This window comes from Hyphomonas sp. CACIAM 19H1 (genome assembly GCF_003325995.1).
Classification (GTDB): Bacteria; Pseudomonadota; Alphaproteobacteria; order Caulobacterales; family Hyphomonadaceae; genus Hyphomonas; species Hyphomonas polymorpha.
Map to the genome: position 1 here is coordinate 141,507 of NZ_CP016437.1, position 14,888 is coordinate 156,394.

Sequence of the window (14,888 nt, forward strand, 5' to 3'; positions counted from 1 at the left end):
CCCCATGACCAAGCTGAAAATCCGCAAGATCGGCAACTCCCTCGGCGTCGTGTTGCCCAAGGAGGTGCTCGACCAGCTGAAGGTAAAAGAGGGCGACACGCTGGATGTCGTGCCCACCGAAACGGGCGTGAAGCTCTCCATCTCCGATGAAGAGGTGGACAAGCTGATGCAGATGGCCGAGCGCATCATGGATGAAAACCGTGAGGTTCTGCGGGCGCTGGCGAAATGAGCGAGCCCCTCTGGCTCCCTCTCGACCTGTTGATCCGCCTGCATGACCGGCAGATTGACCTGCATGGCGGACTTCCCGGCACGCGCGATCCCGGCTTGCTGGAAAGCGCCGTTTCCCGCCCCCTGAACGCCTGGTCCTATGGCGAGACGGACCTTTTCACGCTGGCCTCGCTCTATGCAGGCGGGCTGATCAAGAACCATCCCTTCCTCGATGGCAACAAACGCATCGGCTTTCTCGCCGCGCTGCTCTTCCTGGAGGCCAATGGCTGGAAGATGGCTGCGCCCATGGCCGAGCGCCTGGCTTACACACTACAGCTCGCCGCCAGCGAAATCTCCGAGGAAGCTTACGCCGCCTGGCTCCGCCGGTCCTGCGAAAAGGTCTGATCTTTCAAGGCCATTTCACGATGGGCGGCATGGACGAGAGAATGCTCTCGATATTCCCGCCGGTCTTCAGGCCAAAGGTCGTGCCCCGGTCATAGAGCAGGTTGTACTCCACATACCGCCCGCGCTGGATCAGCTGAGCGTCCCGCTCGGCCTCGCTCCAGGCCTCGTTCATCCGCCGGCGCACAAGGGCCGGATATATATGGGCAAATTGCCGGCCCACTTCCTGGGTAAAGGCGAAATCCTTGTCCCAGTCGCCAGTATTGAACCGGTCATAGAAAATGCCGCCTGTGCCGCGCGGCTCGCTGCGATGGGGCAGGTGGAAGTAGGTCTCGCAATACTCTTTCATGTGCGCGTAATCGGCGCCGGGATGGGTATCACAGGCAGCCTTCATGGCGGCGTGAAAATCCACCGTATCTTCAAAGCTCTGGTCGCGCTGATAGGCCAGCAGGGGGGTGAGGTCGCCGCCCCCGCCAAACCAGGCCTCGCTGGTCACCAGCATCCGCGTGTTCATGTGCGCAGCCGGCACGCGCGGGTTCAGCGGGTGGGCAATCAGCGAAATCCCGCTCGCCCAGAATTGCCCCCCAGACTTGTCCGCCCCCGGGATCTGCGCGGCAAAGGCCTCGGAAAACGTGCCGTGAACTTCGGAGAAATGCACGCCCACCTTCTCGAACACTTTCCCGCGCATCAGGCCCATCCGGCCCCCACCCAGATCCGCGCTGCCATCGCCCCGGCGCCACTCCTTCAGCACGAATCGCCCCGCGTCCCCGTGATAGAGCGGGGGCAGGGCGGCGTCCTCGATCGCCTCGAACCGGGCTATGATGTCTTCCTGGAGCGCGCGGAACCAGGCGCTTGCCTGCGCCTTGCGCGCCGTAAACTCGGCAGTCTGGGTGGCACTGATCATGCCCGACTGTTGCGCTGTGGGCATTTGCCTCGCAAGTCCCCAGTTGTCACAGGGGCGGAACGGCGGTAACGCCCTCTCCCAACTGGGGGCAGGACGCGCAGTTTCTGCCGCGCCCCGCGCCTACTTGCCGCAATGTGCGGCCCGCGCAGCTTTAGTAAAGACAGCGGCTAACGCCACGCACCAGGGACGGATAGAAACGTGACGACAGAGACCCACGCCGAGGCGGTCGATGAAGACCGCCGCAACTTTATTCACATCGCCACCGGTTCAGTAGCTCTCGGCGGCGCCGCCATGTTCGCCTGGACGCTGGTGGACCAGTGGAACCCGGCCGCCGATACGCGCGCGGCTTCGGCGCTCGACGTCGACGTTTCCAAGGTTCCGCTGGGCGGCGAGATCCGCATCCTGATCGGCGGCAAGCCGTTCTTCGTGCGCCACCGCACGCCGGCTGAAATCTCGGCTGCCGAATCGGTCAACATCTCGATCCTGCCTGATCCGGAAACCGATGATGCCCGTCTTCGCCCGAAGGCCGATGGCTCGCTGAACAAGGCGATCCTCGTCACCTCCGGCTCTTGCACCCACCTTGGCTGCGTGCCTGTCGGTCCCTCTCAGGGCAATACGGGCGACTATGGCGGCTGGTACTGCCCCTGCCACGGCTCGCACTACGATACGTCAGGCCGCATCCGCAAAGGTCCCGCGCCGTCGAACCTTCCCGTTCCCAACTATCGCTGGGTCTCCGACTCGGTCGTCAACATCTCCCTCTGAGAAGGATACCTTTAGATGAGCGGACATGAGTCTACCTACAAGCCGAACTCAGCCTTTGAGCGCTGGCTCGACACCCGTCTTCCGATCATTCGCTTCGCGAATGACACGATGATCAATTTCCCGACGCCGAAGAACCTGAACTACTGGTATATCTTTGGTGGCGTCCTGGCCGTCTGCCTTGCCATCCAGATCATCACCGGCGTCATCCTGGCCATGCACTATGAAGCCAGCGTCGATGGCGCCTTCGCTTCGGTCGAGCGCATCATGCGCGACGTGCCCTATGGCTGGCTGCTGCGGTACATCCATGCCAACGGCGCCTCAATGTTCTTCCTCGCGGTCTACATCCACATGTTCCGCGGCCTTTACTACGGGTCCTACAAGGCCCCGCGCGAAGTGCTCTGGATCATCGGCTGCGTGATCTACCTTCTCATGATGGCCACCGCCTTCCTCGGCTACATGCTGCCCTGGGGCCAGATGTCCTATCACGGCTCGAACGTGATCACCGGCCTCTTCGGTGCCATCCCGCTGGTCGGCGAAAGCATCCAGACCTGGCTGATGGGCGGTCCCTCGATCGGCAACCAGACGCTCCAGCGTTTCTTCTCGCTGCACTACCTTCTGCCCTTCATGATTGCCGGCGCCGTCGTCCTGCACATCTGGGCGCTGCACGTTCCGGGCAACACCAATCCGACCGGCGTTGAAGTGAAGGAAGTCGAGAAAGACACCGTGCCCTTCCACCCGTACTATACGGTGAAGGACGCCTTCGGCATCGTGATCTTCCTGATCATGTTCGCTGTCTTCGTCTTCTATGCGCCCAACGTTCTGGGCCATGCCGACAACTACATCGAAGCCAACGCCCTGGTGACCCCGGCCCACATCGTGCCTGAATGGTATCTCTTGCCCTTCTACGCGATCCTGCGCGCCATCACCTTCGACCTTGGCCCGATCGATGCGAAACTGCTCGGCGTGATCTTCATGTTCGCCGCCATTGCCGTCCTCTTCGTGCTGCCCTGGCTCGACACGTCGAAAGTCAAATCGATGCGCTACCGTCCGGTGGCCCGTCAGTTCTTCTTCGGCTTTGTCGTGGTCTGTTTCCTGCTCGGCTGGTGCGGCGCGGCCAATCCGGATGACGCGGTGATCCCGGCGCTGCAAGGCGATCCGAGCCTCGTGGTCAGCTACACGGTCGAAGGCGCGCCCGCCACGGCCAGCTATAAAGGCGGCGAAGAAGCCTTCGAGCAGGCAAAGGCCTTCATGGCCAGCCTGCCGGCCGGCGCCAATCCCAGCCTTGCGGCTGTCCCGGCGCCGACCTTCGCCTTCCGTCACCTGTCGCTGATCCTGACATTCCTGTACTTCGGCTATTTCGTGGCCCTGTTCTTCATCGGCCTGACCGAGAAGCCGAAGGCTCTGCCGGAATCGATCCATAAATCCGTGCTCAAGCGTAAGCCCAAGGATACGGGCAACGCAGTGCCGGCTGAGTAAGATGCAAGCTGGGGAAAGAAAGAACATGAAAACCTTCCGCATCCTCGCTGCTGGTCTTGCCGGCCTGGCCTTTGCGGGCCTCGCCCATGCCGCTGGCGGTGCCAAGCACCCGCACGGTCCCGAAGGGGGCTGGCCGTTCGAAGGCGTCACGGGTCAGTATGACAAGGCGTCCGTCCAGCGCGGCTATCAGGTCTACAAACAGGTCTGCTCCAGCTGCCACGGCATGAAACTGCTGAGCTACCGTAACCTCGGTGAGCCGGGCGGCCCGTTCTATGATCCGGCCTATCCCAACCCGAACGACAACCCGTTCGTGAAGGCGCTGGCGGCTGAGAACGAAGTCATGAATGCCGAGCCCAACGAGGCTGGCGAATTTGATTTCCGTCCGGCCATGCCGGCAGACCGTTTCCGCTCGCCCTTCCCGAACGATGCGGCTGCCCGCGCGGCCAATGGCGGCGCTCTGCCGCCGGATCTGTCGGTGATGGTCAAGGCCCGCCATTATGGCGCCGATTATGTCTACAACCTGATGACCGGCTATCCGGACCCGGCCCTCTTCGAGGACCGTGAAGTCCAGGAGAATGGCGAAACGCTGTATCAGAAGGTGCTCGACGTTTCGAAGTTCGAGAAACTCGGCCACTACCGCCCTGAGCACACGGCCTATCTCGTCCAGCCGGCTGGCCAGTACTACAACCCCTACATGGCCGGCGACACCAAGCCGAACTATGAGGGCGACCCGCGCCACGCCCCGCCGGGCGGCTTCCTCGCCATGGCCCCGCAGCTGACGCCGGGCCGCGTGGAATATACCGACGGCACCGAAGCAACTGTCAGCCAGATGGCTTATGACGTGTCGCAGTTCCTGGCCTGGGCCGCTGAGCCCAAGCTGGAAGCCCGCAAGCGGACCGGCCTTGGCACCATGGTCTTCCTGCTGATCCTCGGCACGCTGCTGTGGTTCTCCTACAAGCAAATCTGGCGGAAGGTTGAGCACTAGTCTCACCCCGTCCAGCATGAATCCACTGATAGCCATCCGCGGGGCCACCCCTTCGGATGGCTTTCTCGTTGAGGCGTTGACGCGCCGCATCTGGACAGGCCGGGTCTCGGCCGAATCCACAGTCTTCAGCGAAACACCCGAAACCGTTGCCGCGCAGATCGCCAAGGGCGGGGCCGTGATCCTCGAGGCGGGGGCGGGGCCCATCGGGTCTGGCCGCTGGGTCGGCGTGCCCGGCCCCGGTGGGCAGGGCCGCTGGATGGAAATCAAGCGCATCGGCGTCCTGCCGGAATTTACCGGGCGCGGCTTTGGCGCGCGCATCCTTGAAGCGCTCGAAGAGATGGGCCGGGAACAGGCCCTCGCCGGCGCCCAGCTTGCCATCCGCACCGACCAGCCCCGCCTGATCGACTTCTATGCCGGTCTTGGCTACGTCCTTGCCGGAGATGTTGAACTGACAACGCCCAACCCCCGCTCGCCCCCGCCCATCGGCATGCGCAAGTGGTTCTGAGGGCAGGGGAGCGCGCCATGAGCGGCTGGAAACTCGGGATCATCGGCGGCTCCGGCCTCTATGCGCTCGATGGGCTGGAAGACCGGCACGAAACAGAGGTCGAGACGCCCTGGGGCGCCCCATCCGACAGGCTGGTTTCCGGCCGGATCGGCGGGGTGGAGCTTGTCTTCCTGCCGCGCCATGGCCGCGGCCACCGGCTTTCCCCCGGCGAGGTGCCCTACCGCGCCAATATCGCCGCGCTGAAGATGGCCGGGGTGACCGACATCCTCTCGATTTCCGCCTGCGGCTCCCTGCAGGAGGCTTATGCCCCCGGCCACACGGTTGCCGTGGATCAGTTCATCGACCGCACGGTCTCGCGCGCGTCCAGCTTCTTTGGCGCGGGCCTTGTTGCGCATGTCTCGATGGCAGAGCCGGTCTGCGCCCGCCTGTCGGCCCTGGCGGCCGGCGCCATGGAAGCGGCCGGCGGCACCGTCCATCGCGGCGGCACGTATCTCGCCATGGAAGGCCCGCAATTCTCCTCCCGCGCCGAAAGCCATCTCTACCGGCAATGGGGCTGCGATGTGATCGGCATGACGGCCATGCCAGAGGCCAAGCTCGCGCGGGAGGCAGAGCTGCCTTACGCCACCCTCGCCATGGTGACCGATTATGACTGCTGGCGCGCCGATACCGAGGCCGTCAGCGTCACCCATGTGCTCCAAATCATGGCGCAGAATACGGCTCTTGCCCGCCGCGCCATCCTCCTGCTTGCCGCCCGGCTGAGCGGTACGCCGCGTACACCCTCTCCGCAGGGCATTGAATCCTGTCTGGATTCTGCCCTCATCACGGCGCCGCAGCTACGCGATCCTGTCATGATTGATAAGCTGCAGGCGATTGCAGGCCGCGCGCTCGGCGTTTAGAAGTTGGTAACGCTTGGCGTCAGCCCGGCGCGCGCTGCCCCGTTTCGGGCTGGTCGCAGGGGGACTCAGAATGAGCGAAGCACAATTTTATACCTTTCTGACCGGTGGCCTCTCGCTGGCCATCGCTTTGCTGATCCTGGTCGCCTGGAACCTCTGGCGGATGCGGGAAGAAGCCAGCGCGGGCCGCGCCTCGGCGCTGGCAGGCGTCGCGCATGAGCTGCGCATCAATCTCCACCGGATGATCAGCGAGCTGTCCCAGGTCGCCCATCATCCCGGCGTTGGCCCGGATGTGCTGCTGCCGATCCGCAGCCCGCAGCTGGATGGGGTCAACCGGTCCCTGATCAACACCAACCGCAACGGCATTGCCGTTCTCGGCTCCACCTATCAGGAGATGGAGGCCCGCAAGCTCGGCCTGCGCGCCATCCTCGCTCAGGGCAGGGCGCCGGAAACCGAGCTGGACGATGCTATGGACGCGGCCATCAACGGCATCGCCGCGCTCTATATCTGGGAAGTCCACAAGGGCGCGCTGCCCGCCGAAATTGGCCGGGTGCGCAGCTGGTCGGTGCGCGACTGGATGAAGACCAAGAATTTCCGCGCCGATGCTTTCCCCGGCATGCACCTGCGCGATGAGGTGGTCGAGCGCCTGCGCCTTTACGGCCTGGAACTGACGCCCCGCCCGCTGACACATACAGCCTGGGAATACTATTCCATGCAGTATGACCGTCACGCCGATGAGCGCGGGCCCCTTGGCCGCCGCCGGGCGGAAAAGGCAGAGAAGGAAAAGCCCGAAGGCAAGGGCGGCCTCTTCGGCTTTGGCCGCAAGAAGGAAGAGGACGCGCCGGTAGAAGATGACGCCGCAGAGCTTGCGCCTGCCGCCGCCTACGATCCGGGCCCAGAGGATCAGGTTGCCGCTGAAGAGGTCACCTATCAGCAGGCCGCCCCCCAGGACACCGGCTACACCTATGAAGACGAGACCTCCCTGGAGGAACAGGACATCCCCGGGCAAGACCATGATCCTCAGCGTACCAACTAGGCTCACCGCTGCGCTGCCGGGCGCCGCTTTCCTGCTGCTGGCCGCCTGCGCCACCTCGGGGGTCAGCCCGGCCGCGCGCGCCGCTGACGAAGCCGCCATCCTCAGCCTGCTCGAAGCGCAGGATAGCGCCTGGAACCAGGGCGACATCGAGGGCTTCATGGCCGGCTATCTGCGCTCGCCGGATCTGCGCTTTGCCTCGGGTGGCAATATCACGCGCGGCTGGGACGAGACGCTTGCCCGCTACAAGGCGCGCTATGGCACCGGCGCCGAGATGGGCACGCTGACCACCACCGATCATGAAATCGAAATCCTCTCGGCCGATGCCGCCATCGCCCATGGCAAATGGCAGCTCGACTGGCAGGGTGAGCAGCCCTGGGGCCTCTACACGCTTGTCCTGCGCAAGACCGGCGGCGAGTGGCGCATCGTTTCGGACACCACAACCGCCGCTGAGTAATCCCTCGCCAAGCCCCGCCTGGATTTGAAGTCCAGACGGGGCCCACACACGGGGTACTCTCCTTTCGGCCTAGTTGGCCGGCAGGAGAACGGTATCGATGGCATGGATCACGCCATTCGAAGCTTCAATATCGGTCAGCGTCACCGACGCATCATTGACACGCACACCGGTGATCGCATCCGAAGCGTCAATCGCCAGCGGGCCGTTAAGGGTCTCTGCGGTCAGTTGCTGCCCGGCCAGGTCTGCCGTCGTCAGCCGCGCCCCGGCGATCACATGCATCCGGATGAGGCTGATAAGCTCGCCCCGGTTTTCCGGCTGCATCAACCGGTCAACCGTGCCGGCTGGTAATTTTGCAAAGGCTGCATCGGTCGGCGCAAAGACCGTATACGGCCCCTCTGCCCGCAGATCATCCTCAATCCCGGCTGCCACCGCCGCTTCCACAAGCGTATTGAAGGCGCCGGTATGGCTGGCCACTTCAATCAGGTCATTCGTGGGCTGATTATCCTGCGCGGCGCTTTGCTGGGCGGGTTCGTCGCCTGCAGTCTGCGGCGCGGCCATCACGGGCGACGCCCAAAGCAGTAGGGCCGCGCCAAGGGGAAGGATGCTTTTCATGAGATCGCGCCTTTCCGGGATTTGGCTGAAAACAGGCTTTGTTGCCTCACTCGCTGCAGTAATGACGATTGAGGCCCGGCCAAGTTCCTCCAAATGACCAAGCTTTAATCCCCGCGCTGTCTCGGGCGGGAATTATCAGTTCAGCCGGTCGGCAACAGCAGCGTGTCGATGCCCACGAAAACGCCGTCCGGTCCGCGGATGTCGGGTCCGCTCACCGTCACGGCATTGACCCAGACGGCCGTGGACGGATCGGTTCCGTCAATGGCAACCGGGCCGTTCAGGGTTTCGGCAGTCATCTGAGCGCCGCGCATCCGCTCTGCCGTCAGTTCTTCGCCGGCCACCACATGCATGCGCAGCAGGCTGATCAGCTGATCCCGGTTTTCCGGGCGCATCAGGCGCTCCATGGCGCCGGGGGGAAGTTTTTCAAAGGCGGCGTCGGTTGGCGCAAAGAAAGTGTAAGTGCCCATCTGCCCCAGATCATCGCGCACACCGGCGGCATCGATGGCGGCCATCAGCGTGTTGAACCGTCCGGTCTTGGAGGCTTTCTCCACCGCGCGCTCGCCTTTGGCTGCGGGCACAGCGGCTACGGCGCGGGCGGCGCCCAATTGCAGGCTGGCGCTCGCGGGCGCGGCCTTGTCGGCATCGGCAAAGGCTGCCGGGCTCATCATCAGGGCTGCGAGGGCAGCAAAGGCAAACGTCTTCATCTTCGATCCTCCGGCAAGCTCGGCGTGGATTCTCTGTTCGATGAAGATCAAACGGCGCGCGGAAAGATTCGTTCCCGGAGCAAGCGCGGATTCTTTCAAAATGGTTAATTTTTGTCCCGGGCATACCCCAATCGCACGAAAAAGCCTGGGCAGCGAGGAGGCTGCCCAGGCAAGGTTCGGGGTGTCTGAGGAGGGGAGGGGTAGGATCAGCCTGCCGGCAGCAGCACCGTGTCGATGACATGGATGATGCCGTTGGAGGCTTTGATGTCGGCGGAAATCACTTTCGCGCCGTTCACGGTCACGCCGTCGGTCCCGTCAATCGAGACGGTGCCGTTCAGCGTTTCTGCTTCGATCTGCTGGCCGGCGAGATCTTTCGATTTCACCTTGCCGGCAATCACGTGCAGCTTGAGAATGCCGGCCAGCTGGTCCTGGTTCTCCGGCAGCAGCAGGGACGCCACCGTGCCTTCGGGCAGCTTCTCGAAGGCTTCATCGGTCGGCGCAAACACGGTCAGCGGGCCATCTCCCTTCAGCGCGTCCACCAGGCCGGCCGCTTCGGCAGCGGCCAGCAGCGTGGTGAACGAACCGGCAGCGGCGGCTGTGTCCACAATGTCGGCGGTCGCCTTGGCATACTCGGCTTTGTCCGCCTTTTCGGCGGCGGGCTTGTCGCCATGGTTATGCGCGGCGGCGGGAAGGGCGATCAGAAGCGCAGCAGCAGCTGCGGATACAAACATCTTCATGGGGCGTCGGTCCTGTCAGTTGGAAAAATCGCGCTGAAGTTTTCTCCAGCTGGTTTCGCATACGGAGCCGTATACGAAATAGCTCACTTGATGACCGAACTTTAATGATCTCCTCGCCCCGCAACCATCACCGCCCCCGCCCGTATACGGGGTATGGCTGAGATTACTTCACGTGCTTGTCAGAAACCGTCTCTGTCCAAGGCAGTCGAACCCCTGCTATACTCAGGGTTGATCATGAGTTTATGGACGACACTTCTCGAGAGCGGCAGACGCCTGTTTGACCACGGACCGGACCCGGCCCCCCCGCCGGAACCGAATGGAGAACGTTGCGCGCCTGATGCCAATGATGTCGGCTTCACGGCGGCGGTTGTCGGTCTCGGCGCCAAGATGGCGATGGCCGATGGCCATGTCACCGATCAGGAAATCATGGTGTTCGCCCGCGTCTTCCGCGCCCCGCCGGAAGAGGCGGAGAATGTCCGCCGGGTATTCAATCTCGCCCGGCAGACGGTGAAGGGCTACGAATCCTATGCCCGGCGCATTGGCCGGCGGTACAGTGACCGGCCCTGCCTCCTGGAAGGCGTGCTCGATGGCCTGTTCCAGATCGCAGGCGCAGACGGCGTGATTACCCAGCCGGAGCTGACCTATCTGCGCACCGTGTCGGATGCCTTCGGCTTCAACGAAGCCACCTTCCGCCGCATCCGCGCCAGCCATCTGGGGCCAGACCGGGACGATCCCTATCATGTGCTCGGCGTGCCCCATGACGCGGAATTTCCCGTCATCCGCTCCGCCTATCGCCGCCTGATGGCAGACCACCATCCCGATCTGATCATCCAGAAGGGCGCCCCGCGCGAGTTCGAAAACAGCGTCCATGCCAAGGCGGCGGCCATCACGGCGGCCTATGCCAAGATCCGGGCTGAACGCGGCCTGCTGGTACGTCAGGATTAGCCCGGCTGCCTTGTTCGCGCGCAGAATGCCTCACCAGCGTTGACGCTCCGCCATCATCGCGCCATCTTGCGATGCGAAAGTGACACACATGGTACATACACGCGCCCCCTCCGATCCCGTCGCCAGCCTGCTCACCGCCTTGCGGATGGGCGTTGCCCTCGCCGTTCAGGTGCTGGCCGGGCTGATGCTGGTACTGGTGGCGGGCCTTGTGGCCCTGGTCACGGCGATTGCCGGTATCACGCTGGCCGCGGCGGCCATCGCCATGCGTCTCACCGCCGCGCGCCGCGCCGGCCCCTCGCAGGCGTCCGCGATGCCGGAAGGCGCCATCACCCTGGAAGCCCGCCGCACGCCGCGCGGCTGGACGGTCGAGTAAACTTCAAAATTCCGGAGCAGGGAGGGGCCGTCCCCTCAGCGGTCGAACAGTTTCGATACGCTTTCCTCGTTCGCAATCCGGCGGATCGCTTCGCCCAGCAGCGGCGAGATCGGCAGAACGCGGATGTTCTTTGATTTCAGCGCTTCTTCCGAAGGCTGGATCGTGTCGGTCATCACCAGCTCGTCCAGAACCGAATTCTCGATCCGGCTGACGGCTGAGCCTGACAGCACCCCATGCGTCACATAGGCGGAAACAGAGCTTGCCCCATGCTCTTTCAACGCGGCGGCGGCGTTGGCCAGCGTGCCCCCGCTATCGCACATATCGTCCAGCATGATGCAGCGGCAGCCCTTCACATCGCCGATGATGTTCATCACCTCGGATTTGCCCGCTTCCGGCCGGCGCTTGTCGACGATGGCGAGGTCTGCGTCGTCCAGGCGCTTGGCCAGCGAGCGCGCCCGCACCACGCCGCCGACGTCAGGCGAGACGACAATGATCTTTTCCTTGCCGTAGCGTTCCTTGATGTCGTCCACCATCACCGGGCCGCCAAACAGGTTGTCGGTCGGGATATCGAAGAAGCCCTGGATCTGCCCGGCATGCAGGTCCACCGTCAGCACGCGGTCAGCGCCTGCGGTAGAGATCAGATTGGCCACCAGCTTGGCCGAAATCGGCGTGCGGCCATCGGTTTTGCGGTCCTGCCGGGCATAGCCGAAATAGGGGATCACGGCGGTGATGCGGCGGGCCGAGGCGCGGCGCAGCGCGTCCATCGTGATCAGCAGCTGCATCAGATTGTCGTTGGCCGGGAAAGAGGTGGACTGGATGACGAACACATCCTCGCCGCGCACATTCTCATCAATCCGGACGAAGATTTCCTGGTCCGCGAAGGTTTTGACCTCTGACCGGGTCAGCCGCATGTCCAGATAATCGGCGATGGCTTCGGAGAGGGGCCGGTTGGCGTTGCAGGAAATCAGCTTCATGGGAGGGCTCTCTCGTGACCGGGCGGGGTTCGCGACGCTTTTGTAACAGGGCGGCCCGAGTCGCAAGCCACAGGATTCTGGAATCTCTGCGGTCTATGGAAGCAACACAATCGCCGACGCATTGCGTCCATAGTCGGGCTCCCCGCGCAGATTTCGCCTCCGGTTGGAGAAATACATCTCCTCCATCGCGCAGGTATCATGGCCAAGGTTGAACACCTCGCCCGCCCCGGCAGAGGTGAGCTGGCGCTGGCAGAAGCCCGGCAGGTCAAAGTGAAACCGGTCGCCCTTGCCGGGAATGAACAGGTCTTCGCTGGCGCTGTCCTGGCTCAGAAACTGATCGCGGAATTCCGGGCCCACCTCATAGCTCGCCTGCTGGATGGTCGGCCCGATGGCGGCGCGAATACGCTCCCGCCGCGCGCCCAAGGCCTCCATCTCGTCCAGCGTCCGCGCCAGCACGCCGCCAATCGCGCCCTTCCAGCCGGCATGGGCCGCGCCGATAATGCCCGCATCTGGGTCCGCAAAAAGGACTGGGGTGCAGTCTGCCGACAGGATGCAGAGGCCCAGCCCCGGACGGTCCGTCACCATCGCATCGGCTTTCGGCCGCTCGTCCCAGGGCGCGGTTACCCGCACCACGTCCGGGGAATGCACCTGATAGCAGGAGAGCAGCCATTTCGCCCCGATTGCCGCGCCAATCCGCGCCCGGTTTTCCGCAATATTGCGCGGATCATCGCCCGATCCCTCGCCGGAGTTCAGGCTGTCATAAATCCCGCCGGAAACCCCGCCGCGCCGCCCGAAGAAACCATGACTTAGCCCGGAAATACAGGAGAGCAGGGGGGCAGGGGTCAGCGGCGGGCTCATGCCTCCCGTGCTGCCGGTCCCCGGCGGCTCCGTCAAGACCCGCTCCCCGCTGCAGGGGCTGCGTCAAAACCTGCCGCTCTGCCATATGCAAAACGCCGCATGTCTGCTAGGGGGCGCCCAAATCCACCAGACAGCGCCCGTTTTCCTCCCAAACGCCGCCCGCCGGAAAGCCTATTCTTATGACCACGCCGCTCGAAAAGATGCGCAACATTGCCATCATCGCCCACGTTGACCATGGCAAGACCACGCTCGTTGACGAACTCCTGAAACAGTCCGGAACCTTCCGCGCCAACGAAAAGACGGCCGAGCGGATGATGGACTCCAACGATCTGGAAAAAGAGCGGGGCATCACCATCCTCGCCAAGACCACCTCGGTCGAATGGAACGGCTACCGCATCAACATCGTCGACACCCCCGGCCACGCCGACTTCGGCGGGGAAGTGGAGCGTATTCTCGACATGGTGGACGGCGTGATCGTGCTCGTCGACTCGGCAGAAGGCCCCATGCCGCAGACCAAGTTCGTGGTGTCCAAGGCCCTGAAGCTCGGCCTGCGCCCCATCGTTGCCATCAACAAGATCGACAAGGCCGAGCGCCGCGTCGATGAGGTGCTCAACGAAGTGTTCGATCTCTTCGCCAATCTCGACGCCACCGACGACCAACTCGATTTCCCGGTGCTTTACGGCTCCGGCAAGATGGGCTGGATGTCGAAACAGTATGAAGAGACCCGCGCCAACATGGACGAGCTCTTCCAACTCGTCGTCGACCATGTGCCGGTCCCGAAAGTTTCCGAAGGCCCGTTCCGCTTCCTCGCCACCACGATTTCGGCAGACCCCTTCCTCGGCCGTATCCTGACCGGGCGCATCGCCTCGGGCACGGTGAAGCCGAACCAGTCGATCAAGGTACTCTCGCGCGATGGCCAGCTCGTCGAGCAGGGCCGCGTCTCCAAAGTCCTCGCCTTCCGTGGCCTTGAGCGCGTGCCGGTCGAAGAAGCCTCCGCAGGCGACATCGTCTCCCTCGCCGGCATGACCAAGGCCAACGTCGCCGATACCTTCTGCGACCCCTCGGTCACCGAGCCGCTCGCCGCCCAGCCGATTGACCCGCCGACCATCTCGATGACGTTCCGCGTCAACGATTCGCCGCTCGCCGGTACGGAAGGCACGAAAGTCACGAGCCGGATGATCTGGGACCGCCTCCTGAAAGAAGCCGAAGGCAACGTCGCCCTGAAGGTTGAGCGCGCCACCGATGCCGAAGCCTTCACCGTCTCCGGCCGGGGCGAACTGCAGCTCTCCGTCCTGATCGAAACCATGCGCCGCGAAGGCTTTGAGCTGGGCGTTGCCCGTCCGCAGGTCGTCATGCAGGAAGGCCCCGGCGGCGAGAAGCTCGAGCCGATCGAGGAAGTCATCATCGATGTGGATGACGAACATTCCGGCATCGTCGTCCAGAAGATGAACGAGCGCAAAGCCGAAATGCTCGACATGCGCCCCTCGGGCGTTGGCCGCACGCGCCTGGTCTTCCATGCGCCGACGCGCGGCCTGATCGGCTATCAGGGCGAGCTTCTGTCGGATACGCGCGGCACCGCCATCATGAACCGCATCTTCCAGGAATACGCCCCCCACAAGGGCAAGATCCAGGGCCGCCATACCGGTGTGCTGATCGCCATGGAGCAGGGCGAAGCCGTCGCCTTCGCCCTCTGGAACCTGGAAGACCGTGGCCCGATGATGATCCATCCGGGCGACAAGGTGTATGGCGGCATGATCGTCGGCGAACACAACCGCGACAATGATCTGGAAGTGAACGTCCTCAAGGGCAAGAAGCTCACCAACATGCGCGCCTCGGGCTCGGACGAAGCCGTCCGCCTCACCCCGCCGCTGATGATGACGCTGGAAAAATCGCTGGCTTACATCGCAGACGATGAACTCGTCGAAGTTACCCCGAAAAACATCCGCCTGCGGAAAATCTACCTCGACCCCAACGAACGCAAGCGCCGCTCCAAACAGAGCGCCGACGCTTAGGCCCCGGTGTCATCCCGGAAAGCGCAAAAGCGCTTATCCGGGACCCTCT

At 63.6% G+C, this 14,888-nt stretch carries 18 protein-coding genes; 12 read left to right on the top strand and 6 right to left on the bottom strand.

Translation table 11 applies throughout. The features are described 5' to 3' along the window. Positions 1-4 precede the first annotated feature (4 nt). Positions 5-229 (top strand): AbrB/MazE/SpoVT family DNA-binding domain-containing protein, encoded by a 225-nt coding sequence (locus BBF93_RS00645; RefSeq protein ID WP_035599074.1) that lies wholly within the window; start codon positions 5-7, stop codon positions 227-229. Beyond that, positions 226-612, top strand: a complete 387-nt coding sequence (locus tag BBF93_RS00650; protein WP_114104703.1) for a type II toxin-antitoxin system death-on-curing family toxin — start codon at positions 226-228, stop codon at positions 610-612. Before BBF93_RS00645 ends, BBF93_RS00650 begins: the two co-directional genes overlap by 4 nt. Positions 613-616: 4 nt before the next feature. On the opposite strand, the gene hemF is transcribed toward BBF93_RS00650, so the two are convergent. Next, a complete protein-coding gene (gene hemF, locus BBF93_RS00655) occupies positions 617-1,537 on the bottom strand; it encodes an oxygen-dependent coproporphyrinogen oxidase (RefSeq protein ID WP_233349225.1) in 921 nt (306 codons plus the stop codon). Between the two features lie 174 nt (positions 1,538-1,711). Here hemF and petA point away from each other — a divergent pair, with 174 nt between their 5' ends. From petA to BBF93_RS00690, 7 genes are all read left to right on the top strand, one after another. Then, positions 1,712-2,275 (top strand): ubiquinol-cytochrome c reductase iron-sulfur subunit, encoded by a 564-nt coding sequence (gene petA / locus BBF93_RS00660; protein ID WP_035599079.1) that lies wholly within the window; start codon positions 1,712-1,714, stop codon positions 2,273-2,275. 15 nt (positions 2,276-2,290) lie between these two features. Next, positions 2,291-3,751, top strand: a complete 1,461-nt coding sequence (locus BBF93_RS00665) for a cytochrome b N-terminal domain-containing protein (protein WP_035599083.1) — start codon at positions 2,291-2,293, stop codon at positions 3,749-3,751. A 25-nt stretch (positions 3,752-3,776) separates the two neighbouring features. Further along, positions 3,777-4,736 (top strand): cytochrome c1, encoded by a 960-nt coding sequence (locus BBF93_RS00670; RefSeq protein ID WP_114104705.1) that lies wholly within the window; start codon positions 3,777-3,779, stop codon positions 4,734-4,736. Positions 4,737-4,752: 16 nt separating this feature from the next. Beyond that, on the top strand, positions 4,753-5,241 hold the full coding sequence (locus BBF93_RS00675) for a GNAT family N-acetyltransferase (protein WP_114104706.1): 489 nt from the start codon (positions 4,753-4,755) through the stop codon (positions 5,239-5,241). Positions 5,242-5,258: 17 nt separating this feature from the next. Next, a complete protein-coding gene (mtnP, locus tag BBF93_RS00680; RefSeq protein ID WP_114104707.1) occupies positions 5,259-6,137 on the top strand; it encodes an S-methyl-5'-thioadenosine phosphorylase in 879 nt (292 codons plus the stop codon). A 70-nt stretch (positions 6,138-6,207) separates the two neighbouring features. Further along, positions 6,208-7,170 (top strand): hypothetical protein, encoded by a 963-nt coding sequence (locus BBF93_RS00685; RefSeq protein ID WP_114104708.1) that lies wholly within the window; start codon positions 6,208-6,210, stop codon positions 7,168-7,170. Next, positions 7,148-7,624, top strand: coding sequence for a DUF4440 domain-containing protein (locus BBF93_RS00690; protein WP_114104709.1), 477 nt, complete (start codon positions 7,148-7,150; stop codon positions 7,622-7,624). Before BBF93_RS00685 ends, BBF93_RS00690 begins: the two co-directional genes overlap by 23 nt. Before the next feature lie 69 nt (positions 7,625-7,693). On the opposite strand, the gene BBF93_RS00695 is transcribed toward BBF93_RS00690, so the two are convergent. The 3 genes from BBF93_RS00695 to BBF93_RS00705 form a co-directional block, all read right to left on the bottom strand. Continuing rightward, positions 7,694-8,236 carry a fasciclin domain-containing protein gene (locus BBF93_RS00695; protein ID WP_035599097.1) on the bottom strand — a complete coding sequence of 181 codons (543 nt, stop codon included), beginning with the start codon at positions 8,234-8,236 and terminating at the stop codon, positions 7,694-7,696. A 140-nt stretch (positions 8,237-8,376) separates the two neighbouring features. After that, positions 8,377-8,940: a fasciclin domain-containing protein gene (locus BBF93_RS00700; protein WP_035599233.1), complete on the bottom strand. Its 564-nt coding sequence runs from the start codon at positions 8,938-8,940 to the stop codon at positions 8,377-8,379. Between the two features lie 206 nt (positions 8,941-9,146). Next, on the bottom strand, positions 9,147-9,677 hold the full coding sequence (locus tag BBF93_RS00705) for a fasciclin domain-containing protein (protein WP_084324299.1): 531 nt from the start codon (positions 9,675-9,677) through the stop codon (positions 9,147-9,149). Between the two features lie 234 nt (positions 9,678-9,911). On the opposite strand from BBF93_RS00705, the gene BBF93_RS00710 reads away from it, so the two are divergent. Next, positions 9,912-10,622, top strand: a complete 711-nt coding sequence (locus BBF93_RS00710; RefSeq protein ID WP_035599099.1) for a molecular chaperone DjiA — start codon at positions 9,912-9,914, stop codon at positions 10,620-10,622. An 88-nt stretch (positions 10,623-10,710) separates the two neighbouring features. Then, positions 10,711-10,995, top strand: a complete 285-nt coding sequence (locus tag BBF93_RS00715) for a hypothetical protein (RefSeq protein ID WP_035599102.1) — start codon at positions 10,711-10,713, stop codon at positions 10,993-10,995. A gap of 35 nt (positions 10,996-11,030) precedes the next feature. Here BBF93_RS00715 and BBF93_RS00720 read toward each other — a convergent pair whose 3' ends face one another. Both BBF93_RS00720 and pgeF read right to left on the bottom strand, forming a co-directional pair. Next, positions 11,031-11,969, bottom strand: coding sequence for a ribose-phosphate pyrophosphokinase (locus BBF93_RS00720; protein ID WP_035599105.1), 939 nt, complete (start codon positions 11,967-11,969; stop codon positions 11,031-11,033). Positions 11,970-12,062: 93 nt separating this feature from the next. Continuing rightward, the gene (gene pgeF / locus BBF93_RS00725; protein WP_114104710.1) at positions 12,063-12,827 is read right to left on the bottom strand and encodes a peptidoglycan editing factor PgeF; all 765 of its coding nucleotides are present in this window, start codon (positions 12,825-12,827) and stop codon (positions 12,063-12,065) included. Between the two features lie 179 nt (positions 12,828-13,006). Between pgeF and typA the strand changes: the two genes are divergently transcribed. Continuing rightward, the gene (gene typA / locus BBF93_RS00730) at positions 13,007-14,839 is read left to right on the top strand and encodes a translational GTPase TypA (RefSeq protein WP_114104711.1); all 1,833 of its coding nucleotides are present in this window, start codon (positions 13,007-13,009) and stop codon (positions 14,837-14,839) included. Positions 14,840-14,888 lie beyond the last annotated feature (49 nt).